Here is a 19,479-nt window from a genome sequence, read left to right as displayed (position 1 = left end):
AAAATATCCTGTAAACATTTTGACTGTAACGCTTAATTCCAATCAATACAAGTTATTTTGAAGGAATTTATTGTAAAAAAAAACGACACCCTTACGGGTGCCGGGTAGGTAGATAGATACTACCCAGTTGGTCAAGAACTAGTATACCACGTCTACTTCAAATTGAAAACGAACTAGTTCCAACCCAACTCTTTCATTGTCGATTGAATGAGTGGTGTTTGGTAGTTTCCAGACAAGGCCAACGTGACAAGCGCGGATGGTAAAATCAACCAAGCTTCCAAGGTTTCCTTGTTCAACTGCCCTGTCAGAGTCAAAATTAAGTGAACCTTATCAGCGTACTTATTAGACAAATCCGATAAAATCGCCTCAATATCTGAAACATCATATTCGCCAAGTGCTGCCGCCGAAATCTCCAAGTTCAAGAAATCATCCCCTGCTGCTTCCGCTTTTTCAAAGGCCGTTGTCAAAGTCGCCTCCGTCAAATCAGCTAATACCTGCGTCTGAATTGTCAAAACGCCAGCAGTCTTGGCAGCTTCACGGACCTTTCCCTGCAAGTTTTCATCCAATTGACTTGGAATGTAGACACCGGCAAAGTCAGAGCCACCAGCCTTCAAAGTCGATACCAGGAAGAAGGCTTGGTCAGCAGCAGCCATTTCACCAGAACCACCTTCGGCCTTCGTTGCATAGGACAAGAAGAGATAGCGGCCGTTCGCCGTCTGTTTCGCATTTTGTAGTAGTTCCTGGATGATCTGCTGCTGGATGCTTGGCCAGTTTGATAGAAATTCTTCATGAGCCTTATCGAGTTCAGCCTTCATGGCAGCCTTCTTCATAGCTGACATGTCACCTTCATCAACAGCCTGTGCGCCCCCTTGCTTCACCTGATCCCAAATCACTTCCTTTGAGAAGTCATCGGCGATGGCGTCCGCCTGCCAAATCACGGCATCGGGGTTTTCCGTATCGAGCAAGCCACGAAACGGCGTGAACTTATCGTTTGGTCCCAAAGCCATTGGTACTGCAATCGCAGCCTGGTTAATGGCCTTTTTTTCTTTAATTAGTGTCAAAAAATCCATATTATTCACACAAAAGCCAGGTGCTTTGCGCCTGGCTTTTCCTTTTTATTAATCTTAGAAGAAGTTCATTGAGTAAGTACCGTTGAAGGTATCACCCGCTGCCAAAACGTTGCAGCCAAACTTCTCTTTGAAGTTTCCAGTAGCATCAACTGTGTCGGCAATTCCCCACCATGGTTCGATACAGATGAATGGTGCATCCTTACCGGCTGGCGTCCAGATACCAAGGTATTGGGCGTTATCAACGGTCATTTCCATTCCGTGCTGGTTGGCCAAACGAGCCAAGAGGAAGGTTGCCTTTTGGCGGTCCAACTTCAAGATGATGGCATCGTCATGGTAATCTTCTTGGCGCAAACGCAAAGGAATGTCCGCGTTAAATGGCGTTGACATGTTGGGATTCGAGTATGGCCCAACCAAGCGAATGCGGTCGTAAACTTTTTCAGGCTTTACTGACAAATAGTAATCTGAGAACTTACCACCATCCAATGGCAGGTTGAAGCCAGGGTGTCCACCAACTGAGAAGAAGAGTGACTTCTGCTTGTCGGGATTATGCACTTCATAATCCACAAAGAGTTCGGAACCCTTCAAACGGAAAATGACATCAAACTTGAAAGCAAATGGGTAGATACGCCAAGTGGCCTCTGAATCAGACAGTGAAAAACGCACGTAATCTGCATCACGTTCCACGACGGCAAAGTCCATGTTACGCGCAAATCCGTGTTGGTTCATGTAGTAAGTCTGCCCGGCCAAGTTAAATTGGTCACCTTGCAAACGCCCAACAATTGGGAAGAGGTTTGGCGCATGACGACCCCAATACATTGGATCACCGTACCAAATGTATTCCAAGCCGTCTGCCTTATTCCAGACAGAAGTTAATTCTGCACCGTGCTCGTTAATCTTTACTGTAAGTTTGTCATTTTCTAGGGTTATCATGCTTTTATTTTACTACCTCTTTTTTATTATGACAATAGGTAAAAATGCCTTTATAAGGCATTTGAAAGCGGTTACTCATTTTCACGCTTAGCGCGTGGAAAGTAGTTCTGATAAGAGGACTGTAGCATAGCTTTGGAAACGTGGGTATAAATCTGAGTTGTCGATAGATTAGCATGTCCCAGCAGCTCTTGTACTGTTCGCATATCGGCACCCCGGTTTAACAGAGCCGTCGCAAAGGTATGGCGAAGCATGTGGGGATGTATCTTACCAGTCAAAGACGTTTTGTTCATTAACTGCTGCAAGATGTAGGTCACACCAGCCGAGGTCAACGCCCCACCGTGCTGGTTCAAAAAGACCTCTTCCGGCTTGTCCACCTTCTTATTCTTAGCCAACAACTCAGGTCGATCATTTTCCAAATAATCCTGCAAGGCCTTCTTGGCATAGGAACCGAATGGCACGTAACGGTCCTTATTTCCCTTTCCGTGCACGAGAACCAACTGGTTATTCAAATCCAATTGATCAAGGTGCATCCCCGATAACTCGGAAACACGAACCCCAGTAGCGAAGAGAAACTCCAAAAGTGCGGCATCCCGTCGGTACTGTGGATGGTCGACTTTGTCATAGGCCACCTTAAAGAGAGCTTGCAGCTCGTTATCATACAAGAACTCCGGCAAGTGGGCCTGATGCTTTCGCAAGGCCACCCCTTCAAAGGGATTATCTTCCGCCAAGCCTTCCTTGACCAGATAAGCATAAAAGTTCTTCAAGCTCGACACCTTGCGGGCGATGGTCGTTCGGGCCAGCACCTCATCGTATAAGGAAGCCAAGTAGACACGGACGTCTAAGGGCTGAACACTCTGAAAAGTCGTAAAGCCACCGTTGTCCCTTAAATAGTCCACAAAGGCCTGAATATCCTTACTGTAAGCCTGAACGGTTAGCGCAGAGTAGCCACGCTCCGCATTCAAATATGATTGGTATTGTGCCAGTTCCTTTTCCATACCCCCATTATACGCTAAAGCCAGTTCTTAAGAAAAAGTAAAGACCCTTACGATTCGGCAAAAGCCATATCACGAAGGGCCTTCAGGCAGTATAGTAGACATAGTTAAACAAGTGCTAGGAGGCAATTTAATGAACTTACCAATTAATTCAAATACTGATTACTTGCGTCACAACTTGGAAATGAAGCGAGTTAAGTTCTCAGCCTTCTTCCTACGATTCCGCGATAACATTTTAAACAATCGTGATAAGCGTGTCGCCCTGGAAGAAGGTCGCCACTATGAAGAACAACATCACCAAGCTTCCGACCTACTGACGAAGCGCGTCATTGCTGCAAATGATCGTTACGACTATGGTGCACGCGCCAGTCGCCGTCATTAATAAAGTCGAAAAGACCCGTTCGGGTCTTTTTTTGTTCTTACTTTTATTCCCCCCCTTCGCCATTAATATTTATGCCAGTAAAGAATATATTCTTAAGTGCAATTGGGAGCCCTATTACACTGTGATAAGATTAAAGTAAATTATTGATGAAACTATTTTTATTATGAATATTCATACTGTGATAGTTAATAACCAATTTGACCGTGATATAATCAAAGCACAGTATCGGAAATCAATTTTTTATTTCCTCTCAAAACCATCGCCGGCTAGCGGTGGTTTTATTATAAATACTCAGATCAGAATCGTTTACAACCCATTTTATCGTGCTATAATCATGATAGAATACTTAAAGACAGAGCTCTTGTTCTTCTTTCAAAACCACCGCCGGCCAGCGGTGGTTTTTTTATAAACCCTTTTGATCAGAACCTGAAAACAGTTCCTTGTGAGACCCTAACCGGATAGCAACACAAACTAAATCCTTTTTACGAATTTGATAAATTAACAAAACATCATTTCTTTCATTCGCTTTCTGACCTTTCAGTGGTGTACGAATATGACATTCATAAAAATCTGATAATTGCTCCCTTAAACGATGTTGTCTAAATTCTTTCGGTAGTGGCGTTCCTTCAACAATCATTTCAATCACTTCAGTAACTTCTTTAACAATGTGCCTATCAAACCGTTGCAAAAATTTTAAATCACGATTGAATTGTTTTGACGCCATCCATTTCATCGAATCATTTCCCAATAGGATTCCCAACTAGTGACTGGCTCATTACCAGGTAAAATACCCCGTTGCTCCAACAACGAAATAAGTACTGAGAATTCAATCGACTTTTCATCGTAAAACAATGCTAGTTGAATCAATTCAATTGTGTCCCTATAGATAAAAGGCGTTTTTTCTGTTGGATCTACAACGGCTAAATCCTTTCCTCCGTTTTCTTCCATTGCTTTTAGGTACTCTCGTAAATCATCTTTTAAATTATTCCGCTTTAACTCAATCGTCATCATTCCATCTCCTTTCTCTACTAAAGTTCATCCACAGAATAACAAGCTTTTCTCCCCCTGCATATAGCAAAAAACGCCCCTTTGTCTCATATCGACAAAGGAGCGTTTTTCTTATACAAATCAATTAAATTAGTTCTTAAATGAGTGAATTGGTGCTGGTACATGTCCACCACGGTTAATGAATTCTGCTGAAGACTTGTCCACAACAGGCATAACCGGTGCAGTACCCAAAAGGCCACCGTAATCAATCATGTCACCGACCTTGGCACCGTTCGTAGGCAAGATACGAACGGCAGTCGTCTTGTTGTTCTGGATTCCAATGGCCGCTTCATCAGCAATCATTCCAGAAATCGTTGTGGCTGGTGTTTCACCAGGGATGGCGATCATGTCCAAACCAACGGAACAAACAGAAGTCATGGCTTCCAGCTTGGCCAATGACAAAGTCCCGGCCTTCACAGCGTCAATCATACCAGCATCTTCCGAAACGGGGATGAAGGCACCAGACAAACCACCGACACCTTCAGCGGCCATGACGCCACCCTTCTTAACGGCATCGTTTAGCATCATCAAGCAAGCAGTCGTCCCGTGGGCACCCACTTGTTCCAAACCGATGGCTTCCAAAACTTCCGCAACTGAATCACCACGAGCAGGTGTTGGTGCCAATGAAAGGTCAACGATTCCGAATTGAACGCCCAAGCGTTCGGCAGCCAATGAACCAACCAACTGGCCAACACGGGTGATCTTGAAGGCCGTCTTCTTGATGGTTTCTGCAACCGTCGTGATGGATTCGCCTTTGACTTTATCAAGGGCACGCTTAACCACACCAGGTCCTGAAACACCAACGTTAATGACAACGTCTGGTTCTGTTACACCGTAGAAAGCACCGGCCATGAATGGGTTGTCTTCAACCGCGTTGGCAAAAATCACCATCTTAGCGTTAGCGGTGTCAGACAAGTCCGTAATCTTCTTGACGGTTTCACCCATCAACTTAACAGCATCCAAGTTCATGCCGGCCTTGGATGAACCGATGTTAACAGAAGACATAACCAAGTCCGTCTCCGTCAAGGCGCGTGGCAATGAGTGAATCAAGGCCAAGTCACCGTGTGAGAAGCCCTTTTGCACGAGGGCTGAGTATCCACCGATGAAGTCCACGCCAACTTCCTTGGCAGCGTCGTCCATGGCATGTGCCAAAAGCAAGATTTCTTCTTCGTTGGCTGATCCAGCAACCAATGAGATTGGCGTTACGGAAATACGCTTGTTGGTGATAGGCACACCGTATTCACGTTCGATTTGTTCGGCAACGGCCACCAAATCCTTGGCGTAAGTGGTAATCTTCTTGTAGATGTTCTTGGCAGTCTCTTCAGGCGTACTTGCCACTGTGTCCAAAAGGGAAATTCCCATTGTCACAGTACGGATATCGAAGTTATCCTCTTCGAACATCTTAATGGTTTCAATAATCTGACTAGTTTCCATGTTTAAATCCTTAATCGAGCTTTTGCTTAGATGCGTGACATAGCTTCAAAGATTTCTTCACGTTGTACGTGAACGGCAACGCCCATCTTTGTTCCCTTTTCCTTCAAAGCGGCGTGCAATTCGTTGAATGAATCTTCTCCACCCAATTCCACAAGCATTGACATGGTGAAAGTCTTCGACATGATTGTCTGTGACAAATCCAAAATGTTGACGCCATAGGCTGCTAATTCGTTGGCAATTCCTGCCACGATTCCTGTCTTATCCTGTCCTACTACGGTTACAACTGCTTTCATCATTACTCCTTTGCCATTCCGGCGTTTTTTATTACTACTGATTATACGCGAAAGGACAGGTTTTCGCCTGTCCTTTTTTGTACTTTTTATACGACAGCACCGTCGTAAGGGATTTTTGGCATTTTTTCAAAGTCGTAATCCGCCACATCTTCGACCTTGTGCAAGTATGCCGTTAAGGATTGGGCCAGCATCAAGTTCAATGTGATTTCATCTTCTTTGACGATAACCACTGGAATTTGCTTTGCAAAGGCATAGCCAAGTTCCCAAGCAGTTCCTGAATCAGCATCTGCTCCGTCAAAATCGGATAGTGCCACAATCAAGTCACAATCATCAATTGCCTGTACGTCAGAGGCATAAGTCACCTTCTGCCATTCAGGAGAGAATAACTCGTACTCTTCGTGCTGATGCTTGCGTGGTGAAAAAACATCGCCGATTTGGGGATGGTCAGCTAGAACCTTTTCCAACCGTTCGACCTGTGCAACCTGCGTTTCTGAGAAAAACGGACCTGCTAGATAAACTCGTTTTGCCATGGTAAACTCCCTCTTTTTGTCTTAAAACTAGTGTATCAAAATTCTGTGACTATTAGATGACTTTCTAGAAATTGTATAGTAAAAAACCGCCCAGAAATTTCTTCCCAAGCGGTTCATATTCTTATTTAGCAATTCGATACTGACGGTAACGTTCCTTCCAACCAGTAAACTGGCAGAGTCCCGTTCCCGCTGGCGCATCCGAGGCAACATCCTTGCTTGAATCAAAGAGCTGACTCGTAAAGACCTGTTCGTATTCAGCCAAGGACAAGCGCTTACGGTTATCCAACATTTGCTGAATTTGGTTTTCAGCCAAAACATCCTTGTAGCCGTCCACCAGCGTCAGTGAAAAGAGCTCGGCTTCAGCACCCGAACCAAAGGAGAACATTCCGATTCGGTCCCCCGCCTTCAACTGCTTACTCTGATCAAGGAGTGAGATAAAGGACAGGTACAACGACCCCGTATACAAATTTCCCACATGCCGGTTATAAAACTGCGCGTCACAAAGTCGCTCCCGCAAGACCTCGGCCTTGGCCTCATCGACCTCGGGCAAAATTTGTTCCAAGGCCTTCTTACCCATCTTCGTATAAGGCATGTGGAAGCCCCAGCCGGCCAAATCGCCGAGCTCAAGGCCGTTTTCTGCCTTGTAGCGGCCCCACAAATCTAAGAACATTTCCTTGTAAACGTCCGTTGACTGATGGCCGTCCACCAGAGCAATGTCGGAATCAATGGGCCGCCAGAAGTCTGGCTCATCCCGAACCATGTAGACAGTATCGTCATTGATAACAGCGACCTTCGGCTCCGCCGAGATAACCATGGCCACAGCCCCCGCCCCCTGGGTTACTTCGCCCGGCGTTTTCAAACCGTAACGAGCGATGTCAGAAGCAATGACCAAGACTTTCTTTTCTGGGTGCAACGTGACGAAGTCCTTGGCTTGCATCAAAGCAAAGGTTCCCGCATAGCAGGCCTGCTTCATTTCGATGGCACGGATGCCCTCTTTCAAGCCCAAGAAGTTCTTCGCGAAGATGGCCCCCGACTTAGAATTGTCGATACCTGATTCCGTTGCAAAGAGCAACATGTCAATGGCTTCCAGGTCGACTTTATCAATGAATGTACGAGCGGCATTCACGCCCATCGTCACCACGTCTTCGTAGTTGGGCACAATCGACTGCGTGCTCTGGCCAATCCCAATCGTATACTTGTCTGGCTCCTCACCACGGGCGTTGGCCAGGTCAATCATGTCCAAGGACAAGTCCGGCGTATAAAAAGCAATCTGTTCAATTCCAACTGTCATCTACAAACTCCTTATCGATAGCAAAAAAAGCGCTCAAGAGCGCTCCTGCCAAAATTCATGTTTAGTCGTAAAGTGCCTTAACCTTGGCTTGAATTGCATCTGAAGAGATGAATTCATCGTAGGTCGTATCCAAACGGTCCACAACACCCTTGCTTGAAACTTCAACAACGTGGTTAGCTGTGGTTTCCAAGAACTCGTGATCGTGGGAAGTCATGATAACAGAACCCTTAAAGGCTGTCACGGCTTCGTTTAGTGATTGAATTGATTCCAAATCCAAGTGGTTAGTTGGGTCATCCAAAAGCAAGACGTTGGCCTTCAAAAGCATCATCTTTGCCAAGACGATACGGACCTTTTCACCACCGGACAACACCTTGATTTCCTTCAAAGCGTCGTCACCCTTAAAGAGCATCTGTCCAAGCATACCACGCAATGACGTGTTATCCTTTTGCTCTTCTTCGGCAAAGTCACGCAACCAGTCCAAAATCACCTTGTCTTGGTCGTCGAAGTTGTCGTTCAAATCCTTCGCCAAGTATGACTGTGAAGTTGTCACACCCCAGGTAACAGAACCAGTGTCTGGTTCCATCGTTCCGGCCAAAATTTGCATCAAAGTCGTTGTCGCCAAATCAGAGCGAGACAGGATGGCAATCTTGTCACCAGGACGGCCAGTGAAGGTGATATTGTCCAAGACCTTTTCGCCATCGATAGACTTGGAAATACCTTCTACCTTAACCAAATCATTTCCCATTTCACGGTTAATTGGGAATGAGATGTAAGGGTACTTACGTGATGAAGGCTTGATATCATCCAAAGTAATCTTGTCCAACTGCTTCTTACGGGCAGTGGCCTGCTTTGACTTCGAAGCGTTGGCAGAGAAGCGGGCAACGAATTCTTGCAACTGCTTAATCTGCTCTTCCTTCTTAGCGTTTTGCTGTGAAGCCAAACGCTGTGCCAATTCGGCTGATTCACGCCAGAAGTCGTAGTTACCAACGAATGGTGTAATCTTACCGTAGTCGACATCCAAGATGTTTGTTGAGACCACGTTCAAGAAGTGACGGTCGTGGGAAACAACAATGACAAGGTTTTCGAAATCAGCTAGGAAGTTTTCCAACCATGAAATGGTTTGAACGTCCAAACCGTTGGTTGGCTCATCCAAAACCAAGATATCAGGGTTACCGAACAAAGCTTGGGCCAAAAGGACCTTCACCTTATCGTTTTCAGTCAATTCACCCATCAACGTGTAGTGCATGGATTCGTTGATACCCAACTTCGTTAGCAACTGTGCCGCTTCGGCTTCAGCGTTCCATCCGTCGAGTTCTTCGAATTCAGCTGACAAATCACCAACACGCACACCGTCTTCGTCTGAGAAGTCTGGCTTAGCGTAAATGGCATCCATCTCCGTCTTCACTTCGTACAAGCGCTTGTGCCCCTGAACAACAGTGTCCAAAACGGTGAATTCATCGTAAGCAAAGTGGTCCTGCTCCAATGAAGACATACGTGCCCCGGCGGTAATGTTGATTGAACCTTCCGTTGGTTCCAACTTACCTTGCAAGAGCTTCAAGAAAGTAGACTTTCCGGCTCCGTTGGCCCCGATAATACCATATGTATGTCCCGGTACCAGTTTTAAGTTAACATCCTGATAAAGCTTCTTACCAGAAAATGAAAAAGTCATATCTGAAACAGTAATCACGGTGTTTCCCTCCGTTTTCATAAAATGCGAGATTTACCTTATAACAGTCTAACAGAAAAGCGCCCCTATTTGGGCGCTTTTCCTTAAATCATTTAATTATAGGTCCTGATAACCGCCATCGACTGGAAATTCATTTTCATCCGGATCATCGTCCGTATTGGCAAAGAAAGTGAAACAAGTCAAGATGAGGTATAGGAAGGCTAAGTAATAGCCATAAGATTCGTTTACCAGACTAAAGAGATAGTTTGATAAAAGCGCGAAAACCAAGAACTGGGCAAAAATCCAGTAGAAGCGGAAGCCCCGACGGCGAATGGCGTACCCAAAGCCCAAAGCAAAGCCGCCGTTCACGATGAAGTACATGAAGACAACCTTAAAGATTGTGGACCAATCGCGAACTGACCCGATGTATGGCAAAACGATGGCCACGACAAACAAAGCAATCAACCAGCTTCCAAGGCCCCTTTTATATGCGTCTTTCATTGAATACACGATGGTTTTCCCCGTTTTTTTCTTGTTTTAATACTCATTCTATTATAAATATTTTCAACTACCGGGGCAAGCATAGAAAGTGAGATTCTGTTTAAGATTTTATAACTTTTCCTGCAATTCCCAAATCGTTGATAAGGCAGACAGAGCATAAAGCGGCGCTGTTTCAGCCCGTAAGATACGGGGTCCCAATCCAGCTGGTGCAAAGCCTGCTGCCTGCAATCCGTCCACTTCTTCAGTAGACAAACCGCCCTCCGGTCCAAAGAGCACCGCAAAGCGCTGGCCAGCTTCAGCTTCTTCAGCTACTTTTAGCAAAGTCGCCTTCTCGCCTTCCTTGGCAGACTCTTCCCAGGCGACCAAACCATGGTCCTTGGGCTCATTGATTGCATCCTGATAGTTCATGAAATCAATCTCAGGCACCTTCAAACGGTGGGACTGCTCGGCAGCGTTCAAAGCAATCTTTTCCAAACGAGCCAGCTTTTTCTCTTGCTGCTTGCCCCAGTCGACAACCGTTCGCTCCATCTTCGTCAAGATGATGCGGTCAACGCCCAACTCCGTCGCCTTTTGAACAAACCAGTCCGTCCGGTCGTTCTTCACCGGCGAAACAATCAGTGTCACCTTGACCGGCAACTCGACTTTTTGCGTCAATTCTTCAATGACTTTCACAGTGGCCGTATCCGAACCAGCTTCCACCAGTTCCCCAACGACTAACTTTTGGTCAACATCAACGAATTCCGCCTTCGTTCCCAGCTTTGCACGACGCACACGCAACATGTGGTGGAAGACGTCCTGGTCCTTATTCAATTCAATCACTGCGCCAATTTTTTCATTCAAAAAATAACGGTGCATGGTAATCTCCTATTCTACATCCTCTGGCAAGCGGCAAATAAAGGCGTGCCAAGTCCCTGACTGCATCTTCTGCTCGATAACAAATTCATGGGCGACCAAGGCCTTTTCAATTGACTCGGCCACATCATCATAAATTCCTGATACCAAGAAGTAGCCCCCTGGCTTCACAACCGGGCGCACCTGTGGAATCAAAGGTTCAATGACATCAGCCAAGATGTTAGCCAAGACCAAGTCGACACCACCGTCCACGAAGTCCGCTGGTACATCCTTCATCAAATCCGAGGCAATGACTTTGACGTCCTTTGCGACCGGATTCAAAGCAAGGTTCTCTTCGGCTGTCTTCACGGCGTCTTCATCAATATCAGTCGCCAAGACTTCACCAACGCCCAAGTGCTTGGCACCGACAGCCAAGACGCCAGAACCAGTCCCAACGTCAATGGTCTTTTCACCACCTCGAACAACGGTTTCCAATGCTTGCAGCATCAAAGACGTCGTTGGATGTGTTCCCGTTCCAAAGGCCTGGTCCGGATCCATCACAATCAACTTTTCGCTTTCTTGTTCCTTCTGGTAATCTTCCCAGGCAGGCACAACCGTAAAGCGGTTGGTAACACGGGTAGCGTGGTAATAGTTCTTCCACTCGTTTTCAAAAGTATCAGAAGACAAAGACTCGTTCGCGATTGGTTCAACCATCAAATCCAAACCCTGGTCCTTTAGCAAGTTCAAGCCAACTTCATAGGCCTGCAAGCGGTCCTGCCAGCCGTCCTTTGCCTGGTCTTCATAAATTGTCAGGGTTTCCGTTCCCTGCTCAACGCCATCGGCGCCAAGTTCGATTAAAACGGATACAACAAAATCCTGCAAATCCGCAGGCACTGTCCAAGTTACCTTTTGATATGTTGTCATCTTTTATCCTTTACAAAGAAAAAGCGGGAACCAACCGGTCCCCGGCTTTTACTATTTAATATTGTGTTGGTGCATCTTCATCATTGAGTTCGGACTTACCAGTCTTCTTGGCCTGGCCGTCCTCTTCCTTGATATCATCAGGGCCATCTGAGAAGTTGGAATCTTTATCAGAACCGTCTTCCAGTGGCATACCACCTTCAGAGGCCTTAATGTTAGGGGCAAAGTCGACAACGACTTTACCGATGGCACGGTGTCCGGCCACATCCTGGAAGGCTGAACGGATACTGTAAGCAGATAATCCGTGGTAAACCTTGGTAACCGTTGAATGCAAGACACCTTCGTCCAATAGTTCGGTCATCTTCTGCAAAATCTCACCCTGCTCGGCCAAACGAACCCCGAAGTTTCCACGGGCTAGCATGAAAATCCAAGCAAATGACGCTGACTTAGACTTCAATTCGCCTAAGTCCACTGGCAAAGTCGTGTCGACGACTGAGGCAATCTGACCGTAAGGCTTAATGACCTTTACCATCAAGTCCCAGTATGCCGTCGTGTCTTGCAAGTTAGCAATGTAATCAACTTCGGGGTAACCCCAGTCAGCTAATTGACGGGTCAAACCAGAGTGATAGTCCACCACGTGGTCAGCCCCCATCTTTTCAACCCACTTCTTAGAGTCGGCTCGGCCAGCGGTTGCAATCACCGTCAATCCGAGGTACTTCGCAAGTTGAATCAAAATGGATCCAACACCACCAGCACCGTTAATGATGAAGAGGGACTGACCCTTTCCAGCATCCTTCTCCAATGGTAAATGGAAGCCATGAACGAGAATATCGTAAGCCGTAATCGATGTCAGTGGCATCGCCGCTGCCGAAACATCGTCTAGTTTTTCTGGTGCTTTTGCAACCATGGGAGCGTCCACTACCTGGTAAGCGGCATCGGCGCCATCGTGGTGTTGCTTTCCCGCGTAGTAAACACGGTCACCGATGGTGAAGTCCGTAACGTCCTTACCAACAGCAGCAACACGTCCAACAACATCGAGTCCGAAAATACGGAAGACACCCTTGTCTTGATAACCAGAGCGCATCTTAACATCGACGGGGTTAACCGAAGAAGCCAGAACCTGAACTAACAGTTCATCGTCTCCCGGTTGAGGCTGGTTAACGGAACGCTCGATGAAAGCGTCGTCCGCTGTCAAAGGTCCGTTATGTGTCACTCCGACCGCGTCCATCTTTGGCCGGAAGTGATCTGCAATAGAAGAAATCACTGTTTTAAAAGCCATAATTTACACTCCTTGAGGGGGATGCCTATCACCCCTGTTTGGTTTCATTCTAACCCAGAGTGCTGGTATTTTCAATGATTCTAAACAAATTAGTATTCTCTAAAAATACAAAGGGCGTCAAACCAGTCTATAATCAAGAAAAATTAGTTCCCTTTTGCGTACTGTTCGTCGTCTTCGGTCTTTAGAACGGCCATGAAGGCTTCCTGTGGCACTGAAACAGTTCCCACATCCTTCATACGGGCCTTACCACGCTTCTGCTTGTTCAACAGCTTAGCACGACGGTCCGGATCACCCGTGTGAATCTTGGCCGTAACATCCTTACGGTAGGCCTTGATGTTAGTACGGGCCAAAATCTTGTTACCGATGGCGGCCTGAACTGGAATTTCAAAGTTCTGTCGAGGAATGATTTCCTTCAACTTGGCCGTAATGATACGGCCACGTTCAACCGCGAAGTCGCGGTGAACGATGAATGACAAGGCATCGACTTTATCACCATTCAAAAGGATATCAATCTTAACCAAGTCGGATGGACGGTACTCGTCTAGCTCATAATCCAATGAAGCATAACCACGGGTTGAAGACTTCAACTTATCAAAGAAGTTAAAGATGATTTCAGACAGCGGCATGTAGTACTTCACGTTGACACGACTCTCGTCCAAGTATTCCATCGTGTCGAATTCCCCACGCTTGCGCTGGGCCAATTCCATAACAGCTCCAACGTAGTCGTTTGGCACCATGATTTGGGCGTGCACGTAAGGCTCTTCAATGGTCTTGATGTCTTGTGAAGCTGGCAATTCTGATGGGTTTTCAATCATCAAAACTTCGCCATCGGTTGTCGTGACCTTGTAGGTAACGGATGGCGCGGTCGTGACCAAATCAAGGTCGAACTCACGTTCCAAACGCTCCTGAATCACATCCATGTGCAAGAGGCCCAAGAATCCAACACGGAATCCAAAGCCCAAGGCCTGTGATGTTTCAGGTTCAAAAGTCAAAGCCGCATCATTTAGTTGCAACTTCTCCAAGGCGTCACGGAGATCACCATACTTGGCGTTATCAGAAGGATAAAGTCCTGAATACACCATTGGCGTCATCTTCTTATAACCAGGTAATGGTTCGTCCGCTGGGTTGTTGACTAGCGTAATCGTATCACCAGACTGAGTCGTTGAAATGTCCTTGATTGAGGCTGTCAAATAACCGACATCCCCCGCCATCAAGTAATCACGCTTCTGAGCGTTTGGTGACATCACACCAACTTCGTTGACTTCGTATTCAGCCCCAGTGTTCATGATTCGAATCTTGTCACCAGGCTTTACAACTCCCTGACGAACTCGAATGTTGACCACAACACCACGGTAGGCATCGTACTGGGAATCGAAGATCAAGGCCTGCAAAGGCGCTTCCAAATCACCATCAGGTGCTGGGAAATCCGAAACGATTCGCTCTAACAACTCTGGGATTCCGATTCCCTTCTTGGCTGAAACCAAAACGGCGTCATCAGCATCCAAGCCAATCACGTCTTCGATTTCCTGCTTCACCTTATCTGGGTCAGCGGATGGCAAATCAATCTTGTTAATGACTGGCAAGATTTCCAAATCATTGTCCAAGGCCAAGAAGACGTTTGCCAAAGTCTGCGCTTCGACACCCTGTGCCGCATCGACAACCAAGATGGCTCCTTCGGCAGCCGCCAAAGAACGTGACACTTCATAAGAGAAGTCGACGTGTCCCGGTGTGTCAATCAAGTGGAAGATGTAGGTCTGTCCATCGTTGGCTTCGTAATGAACTTCAACGGCGTTCAACTTAATCGTAATGCCTCGTTCACGCTCCAAGTCCATGGAGTCCAACAACTGGTTCTGCATATCACGTTCAGCAACCGTCTTCGTTTGTTCCAAAATACGGTCCGCAATCGTGGACTTCCCGTGGTCAATGTGGGCCACGATTGAAAAGTTACGAATCCGCTTCTGTCGTTCCTTCAATTGGTCAATTGTAAAATCAGCCATGTTTACCTGCTTTTTAAAAGTTTTTCTTAGTACTTAGTTTACACGAAAAAGGCCGTCAAACCAATAGCGGCATTGCTTTACAACAGGCTTATGAACCATTGTGGTATTTGCTTGTGCTGAAAGTCAGGCCTGGTTAAACTGTGGGTGTAAAGAAAGTGATAAGCGGCCCTAATGGATTATGAAATAATCATCTCAGACCGTTCAAAGCAGAGATGGTTATTTTCTTTTGCTTAAATTAATAAGCGCAACAACTAGTAATAAGATCATTACGATAAGAATCGCAAAACTTATCATTAACTGTAGTGCTTCCTTTCCAGAGTAGTGTGTAAATTCATAAACACCACCTTCTTTCTAAAAAAGGAGGACAACTTTCTTTACGTCCCTGCTAGCTTCCTCAAGTTTGCAGAAGAAAGCACCTACAAAATTTTGTAGGTGCTTTTCCTTTACATTAATATCATCATCCCCCTAGTTTTTTTCTAAATAACTAGGTAGAATATTAGTATTAAATTCATGAGTGGAAGTTAATTTTTGAGGTATAAATGATTCATTCTTTAAACATCTTACTATCGGTTTTACTAATAGCAGGAATTATTGGAATAGTTACTAGTCTAATACTTTCCATCATTTTTAGGAAGCGATTCAGTACGAGAAAAAAGCGCCTAGTATTGACTTTACTGTTTCTATCACTATTCTTTGTAAATTCATGTGCCTACCTAATCTATTCAGGAAGCGCACAAAAAATGGTGAACCGGAGCAACGATTATCACCCACACTTTGGAATATCACACATGCCATCTTGATACATACCTTATTCTTGATAGTGATATTATTTGCCAAACATTATTTAGACAGTTAAAATGAAGACATAAAGAAAGAGCAATCCGCTTGCAACAGATTGCCCTTCCAAGCAGACTCACGAAAGTGATAAGCGACCCTTATAGTTTAATGATTATAACCATCAAGGCCGGTCAAAGCAGAGATGGTTATTTTCTTTTGCTTAAATTAATAAGCGCAACAACTAGTGATAAGATCATTACGATAAGAATCGCAAAGCTAATCACTAGCTGTAGTGCTTCCGCAATCGGAACCACCGGCGTCTCCTCCTTTTCTAGAGTTAGTGTATACGTTCATATGCACCACCTCCTTTGTAAAAAAAGGGCCGCCACCATCTTCACTTGTCTACTATGCCGCCATTATAACAAAATACAGAAATAAAAAAACACCTATAAAACGCATGATAGCAGCGTTATAGGTGCTTTTTTATTGCTTTTGTATCGCTAATTATTCTTCGTATAGATTAAATTCTCGACCATAGTTCACCCCATCATCAAATGAACCAATTTCTTGGTTAAATGCAGCAATATCCTTTGGGTCATCATTCCAAATATCTGGGAACGAACTATCTTTCGGAATAAATTTAATTGTTCCATCTGGTAAAATTTCTGCTTGATAATCTCGATTTTCTTTTACCTTAAATTCAGATGGGATTGTAATTACTAAGTCATTTCCTTGCTTATAAGTATGAACAGTCATTTATTTTCCTTTTTTATATTCTACTCGAGCATTTTTCTACTGAGGGATTAACCTTGGTGCTTTCTTTTGTAAAAATGATGAAAGCAATAATCATAAATCACCGTTACGGGAATATAAATCACAACGTAAACCGCAATACCGAGTAACAAATGATGATTTAAGTCCCAGACAAAATCATTAATTATTAAGTATAAAACAATCGTAATCAAACCGGACCAGTAAAAACGCCAATTAAAGTTCTTCATGTTATTCTCCTTATGTATTTTAAAGTATTCCTCTTTTGCTCCCTACTAAAAGAGGTGTTACAATTAAGGTACAAAAATTGAGAAGGACATATCACCTTCTTTCTAGTCCGTCGCCTGCCAGCGATGGACTTTTTATTTTCAAAAGGAAGCCCCGGCCTGCCAGCCGAGGCTAATGTATTTATCTCTTTCGGTCAAAATACTTTAGCAGCCAAGTTAATATTTGGGTAGCAATTACTTGCCCTAATACGGCAATAAGCAGCTGCATTACAAAAATTGAGAAAGTCATACATATCACCTCCTTTCCCGGCGTCTAACTTCAACGCCTCAAAATCATTTTATTGGAAATGATAATCACTTATTCTCTTTGTCCTAACCCGAAACAAAATAGGTTATTTTTCTATCCAACATAAATTTCAAACGATTGAAACCATTAGCTACCCCATCATCCCCTCTCACTCTCATTCCCAATCAAATCAAACAACTCAAGCATCTGCTTTTCAGCTGTAAAACCGTACTTAAGCATCACCATAAAAGCAGTGAACAAGGTTCCAAAGAACGTCCCCACAAGAAATATCTTCAAAGCATCCGAATAGAAGCTAGGTCGACCCAATAGCATACTAATTGGATCAAGAATGACATAAAAGGTGAGAGTCATCACGACTGATAGAAACCTAATATAAAAAGTCGAAAACCGTTTCCGAATCGCTACCTTACTTTTAATGTCTTCATTAATTGCCAGGATAATTTGCTCTCGAAATGAAATACTCTGCTCATCACGCAAAGCATGAAAATCCATCTTATTGGAATAATCCACTTGCCGCCTACGCTTGTCCTTCTTCTCAAAAACACGTAAATCCTCAACCAAATTTTCCAAATGCTTTCTGAAAGCTGGATCAGTAAAATCTGCCACTCAAGTACCTCCATTCTTTACAAAAGCCAACTGCTTACGCGCTGTCAGCTCCGTTACGTAATACCTTTCCACCAGCTGGCCAATCGTCCTCTCCGCGTGAAAGCCATTGTCGGCAAGTAGCTTCTTCACGTCTTCATAGGGCATCAAGAAGTTTCTGGCAAAGTCGTCCATCATCGCTTCCTGTTCTAGCACGCTTTCATCCTGAGCGTTATCTGGCCGACGATAATGAGTGATGCTTAAAACCCCTTCTAAGTCGTTAAAGTCATTTTGGTTCTTATAGGGTTCTGGCAGCCAACCATAATCGATGAACAAGTGTCCGATTTCATGAGCCAGTGAAAAGATTTGCTTCTTCTCCGAATCACGGTCATTCACCGCAATTATCGGATGTTGATAAACGTTGTCCCACTTCAGTAAAGCTGAGATTTCCTCGTCGAAGAAACCTAACAGCTCTACCCCCATCCCTTCCAATTTTTCGAACAGTGCGCGATTGTCTTCCAAGCAGAATATCTTTTGCCGAACCTCTTCTGCCAGTGCCACAAGGGCAATCGTTTTATTGTTATTCATTTATTTCCTCCTTCGCTAAAGTCATACGAAAACTATACTAAAAACTCACTTCTAATTCATAAATTAGCATGGTTAAGAAGATGGGGTTATGAAGGGTGGGAATAAAAAAAGCCGACACAAAGTGTCGGCAATTAAATACTATTTCAATATTATGAATAATTATGGGTTAATTGAACCATGTCCATCAACTTTTGTTGCAAAATCTGTTCTCTTTCGTCAATAGATTCCACATCAAACTTATCTGCATTAGTATCAATTGAATCATTAAGATAGATCGGCAAATTAAATCCAACTGGTGATTCACCATCTTGGTAATTAACTTTTTCCTTAAACGTTCTTTGACCCAGACCAGAATTATAGGGAGTCAATGTCAAATTACCTAAACGATGCACGTTCTTTTCTTGTAATTCCTTAGCTAAATCAGCATTTCCATCAGCAATATCATCTACCCATGCTTGTGGTAAATTACCTTGAGGAAGAATATGTTCAATAGTCCAAAGTAGTTTCTTACCCTCGTAATCATCTAATGTATCCCGGTTAGCACGGTTAAAGAATTTGCTATCATTTTGTCGCTGCAACATAATCAAAATGAATCGGGTTGTCTGTTTGTTAACATCATATATTCCATTCTTCAATGCTCGAATGAACTCTTCATCAGCTGGAGCAACCTTATTAATCTTACGCTCCAAAAAGGCTAATAACTCATCGCCCTTCAGATTTTCTTCTTCAATTTCTTTACGCCACCCATTAAAGTAACTACGTAAGTTCGAAGACTTAGGAATCAAAACAAAATTACGACGAATGAATAAGTTAATAATCATCGCAATCATGTTTTGAATATGCTCTTCTGATAACTCATATTTTTCACGATTGACTAACATATTCAAAAGAAAAGGATAAGTCGTAGTCGCATTCAATTTTGCTAAACCACTAAGATTGCTCGTATGCTGATAAAATGGACAGATTTTATGCATCGTCCACTGTATAATTATCCCAAGACTAAAAAGGAAATCAGCACATGACTAAAAGGCCACGTTACTCACAGGAATTCAAAGATGCCATT

General features: G+C 44.3%; 22 protein-coding genes and 1 pseudogene. 1 reads left to right on the top strand and 22 read right to left on the bottom strand.

The window, feature by feature from the left end:
* Window positions 1-173: 173 nt before the first annotated feature.
* The 3 genes from H7198_RS04165 to xerC all read right to left on the bottom strand — a co-directional run bounded on the left by H7198_RS04165 (window position 174) and on the right by xerC (window position 2,995).
* Window positions 174-1,079 (bottom strand): hypothetical protein, encoded by a 906-nt coding sequence (locus H7198_RS04165; protein ID WP_274458526.1) that lies wholly within the window; start codon window positions 1,077-1,079, stop codon window positions 174-176.
* 45 nt (window positions 1,080-1,124) lie between these two features.
* Complete coding sequence (locus tag H7198_RS04160) at window positions 1,125-2,000, bottom strand: aldose 1-epimerase family protein (RefSeq protein WP_274458525.1); 876 nt, start codon at window positions 1,998-2,000, stop codon at window positions 1,125-1,127.
* A gap of 71 nt (window positions 2,001-2,071) precedes the next feature.
* Window positions 2,072-2,995 carry a tyrosine recombinase XerC gene (xerC, locus tag H7198_RS04155; protein ID WP_274458524.1) on the bottom strand — a complete coding sequence of 308 codons (924 nt, stop codon included), beginning with the start codon at window positions 2,993-2,995 and terminating at the stop codon, window positions 2,072-2,074.
* A 130-nt stretch (window positions 2,996-3,125) separates the two neighbouring features.
* Here xerC and H7198_RS04150 point away from each other — a divergent pair, with 130 nt between their 5' ends.
* Window positions 3,126-3,374 carry a hypothetical protein gene (locus tag H7198_RS04150; RefSeq protein WP_091501532.1) on the top strand — a complete coding sequence of 83 codons (249 nt, stop codon included), beginning with the start codon at window positions 3,126-3,128 and terminating at the stop codon, window positions 3,372-3,374.
* Between the two features lie 403 nt (window positions 3,375-3,777).
* Here the strand turns inward: H7198_RS04150 and H7198_RS04145 are convergent, their stop codons facing one another.
* From H7198_RS04145 to H7198_RS04065, 19 genes and pseudogenes are all read right to left on the bottom strand, one after another.
* Complete coding sequence (locus tag H7198_RS04145) at window positions 3,778-4,107, bottom strand: type II toxin-antitoxin system YafQ family toxin (protein ID WP_274458523.1); 330 nt, start codon at window positions 4,105-4,107, stop codon at window positions 3,778-3,780.
* A complete protein-coding gene (locus H7198_RS04140; protein WP_274458522.1) occupies window positions 4,104-4,382 on the bottom strand; it encodes a hypothetical protein in 279 nt (92 codons plus the stop codon). The genes H7198_RS04145 and H7198_RS04140 overlap by 4 nt, the downstream gene beginning before the upstream one ends.
* Before the next feature lie 129 nt (window positions 4,383-4,511).
* The gene (locus H7198_RS04135) at window positions 4,512-5,855 is read right to left on the bottom strand and encodes a PFL family protein (protein WP_274458521.1); all 1,344 of its coding nucleotides are present in this window, start codon (window positions 5,853-5,855) and stop codon (window positions 4,512-4,514) included.
* Window positions 5,856-5,881: 26 nt separating this feature from the next.
* Window positions 5,882-6,151 (bottom strand): ACT domain-containing protein, encoded by a 270-nt coding sequence (locus H7198_RS04130; protein ID WP_091501529.1) that lies wholly within the window; start codon window positions 6,149-6,151, stop codon window positions 5,882-5,884.
* A gap of 83 nt (window positions 6,152-6,234) precedes the next feature.
* Complete coding sequence (locus tag H7198_RS04125; protein ID WP_274458520.1) at window positions 6,235-6,678, bottom strand: nucleoside 2-deoxyribosyltransferase; 444 nt, start codon at window positions 6,676-6,678, stop codon at window positions 6,235-6,237.
* Window positions 6,679-6,799: 121 nt separating this feature from the next.
* Window positions 6,800-7,969, bottom strand: coding sequence for a hydroxymethylglutaryl-CoA synthase (locus H7198_RS04120; protein WP_274458519.1), 1,170 nt, complete (start codon window positions 7,967-7,969; stop codon window positions 6,800-6,802).
* 61 nt (window positions 7,970-8,030) lie between these two features.
* Entirely contained in the window at window positions 8,031-9,656 is a 1,626-nt protein-coding gene (locus H7198_RS04115) for an ABC-F family ATP-binding cassette domain-containing protein (RefSeq protein WP_274458583.1), read from the bottom strand.
* 96 nt (window positions 9,657-9,752) lie between these two features.
* Window positions 9,753-10,136, bottom strand: a complete 384-nt coding sequence (locus H7198_RS04110) for a hypothetical protein (RefSeq protein WP_274458518.1) — start codon at window positions 10,134-10,136, stop codon at window positions 9,753-9,755.
* 108 nt (window positions 10,137-10,244) lie between these two features.
* Window positions 10,245-10,991, bottom strand: coding sequence for an RsmE family RNA methyltransferase (locus tag H7198_RS04105; protein ID WP_274458517.1), 747 nt, complete (start codon window positions 10,989-10,991; stop codon window positions 10,245-10,247).
* 9 nt (window positions 10,992-11,000) lie between these two features.
* Window positions 11,001-11,891 carry a 50S ribosomal protein L11 methyltransferase gene (prmA, locus tag H7198_RS04100; RefSeq protein ID WP_274458516.1) on the bottom strand — a complete coding sequence of 297 codons (891 nt, stop codon included), beginning with the start codon at window positions 11,889-11,891 and terminating at the stop codon, window positions 11,001-11,003.
* Window positions 11,892-11,946: 55 nt separating this feature from the next.
* Window positions 11,947-13,167 (bottom strand): zinc-binding alcohol dehydrogenase family protein, encoded by a 1,221-nt coding sequence (locus H7198_RS04095; protein ID WP_274458515.1) that lies wholly within the window; start codon window positions 13,165-13,167, stop codon window positions 11,947-11,949.
* A 143-nt stretch (window positions 13,168-13,310) separates the two neighbouring features.
* Window positions 13,311-15,164: a translation elongation factor 4 gene (gene lepA / locus H7198_RS04090; RefSeq protein WP_091501517.1), complete on the bottom strand. Its 1,854-nt coding sequence runs from the start codon at window positions 15,162-15,164 to the stop codon at window positions 13,311-13,313.
* Window positions 15,165-15,380: 216 nt separating this feature from the next.
* Window positions 15,381-15,470, bottom strand: a pseudogene (locus H7198_RS06975) (putative holin-like toxin); the annotation flags it as partial.
* A 677-nt stretch (window positions 15,471-16,147) separates the two neighbouring features.
* Window positions 16,148-16,255, bottom strand: coding sequence for a putative holin-like toxin (locus H7198_RS06970; protein WP_441316743.1), 108 nt, complete (start codon window positions 16,253-16,255; stop codon window positions 16,148-16,150).
* Window positions 16,256-16,445: 190 nt separating this feature from the next.
* The gene (locus H7198_RS04085; RefSeq protein WP_274458514.1) at window positions 16,446-16,697 is read right to left on the bottom strand and encodes a hypothetical protein; all 252 of its coding nucleotides are present in this window, start codon (window positions 16,695-16,697) and stop codon (window positions 16,446-16,448) included.
* A 47-nt stretch (window positions 16,698-16,744) separates the two neighbouring features.
* Window positions 16,745-16,942, bottom strand: a complete 198-nt coding sequence (locus H7198_RS04080; RefSeq protein WP_274458513.1) for a hypothetical protein — start codon at window positions 16,940-16,942, stop codon at window positions 16,745-16,747.
* 442 nt (window positions 16,943-17,384) lie between these two features.
* On the bottom strand, window positions 17,385-17,852 hold the full coding sequence (locus tag H7198_RS04075) for a hypothetical protein (RefSeq protein WP_274458512.1): 468 nt from the start codon (window positions 17,850-17,852) through the stop codon (window positions 17,385-17,387).
* Window positions 17,853-18,416, bottom strand: coding sequence for an ImmA/IrrE family metallo-endopeptidase (locus H7198_RS04070; RefSeq protein WP_274458511.1), 564 nt, complete (start codon window positions 18,414-18,416; stop codon window positions 17,853-17,855).
* A 149-nt stretch (window positions 18,417-18,565) separates the two neighbouring features.
* Window positions 18,566-19,297: an HNH endonuclease family protein gene (locus H7198_RS04065; RefSeq protein WP_274458510.1), complete on the bottom strand. Its 732-nt coding sequence runs from the start codon at window positions 19,295-19,297 to the stop codon at window positions 18,566-18,568.
* Between the last annotated feature and the right edge of the window lie 182 nt (window positions 19,298-19,479).

Origin of the sequence: Fructobacillus sp. CRL 2054 (assembly GCF_028764065.1) — a bacterium.
Taxonomy (GTDB): Bacteria; Bacillota; Bacilli; order Lactobacillales; family Lactobacillaceae; genus Fructobacillus.
Note: the sequence above shows the minus strand (reverse complement) of the source record. Positions and strands in the feature narration are given on the sequence as shown.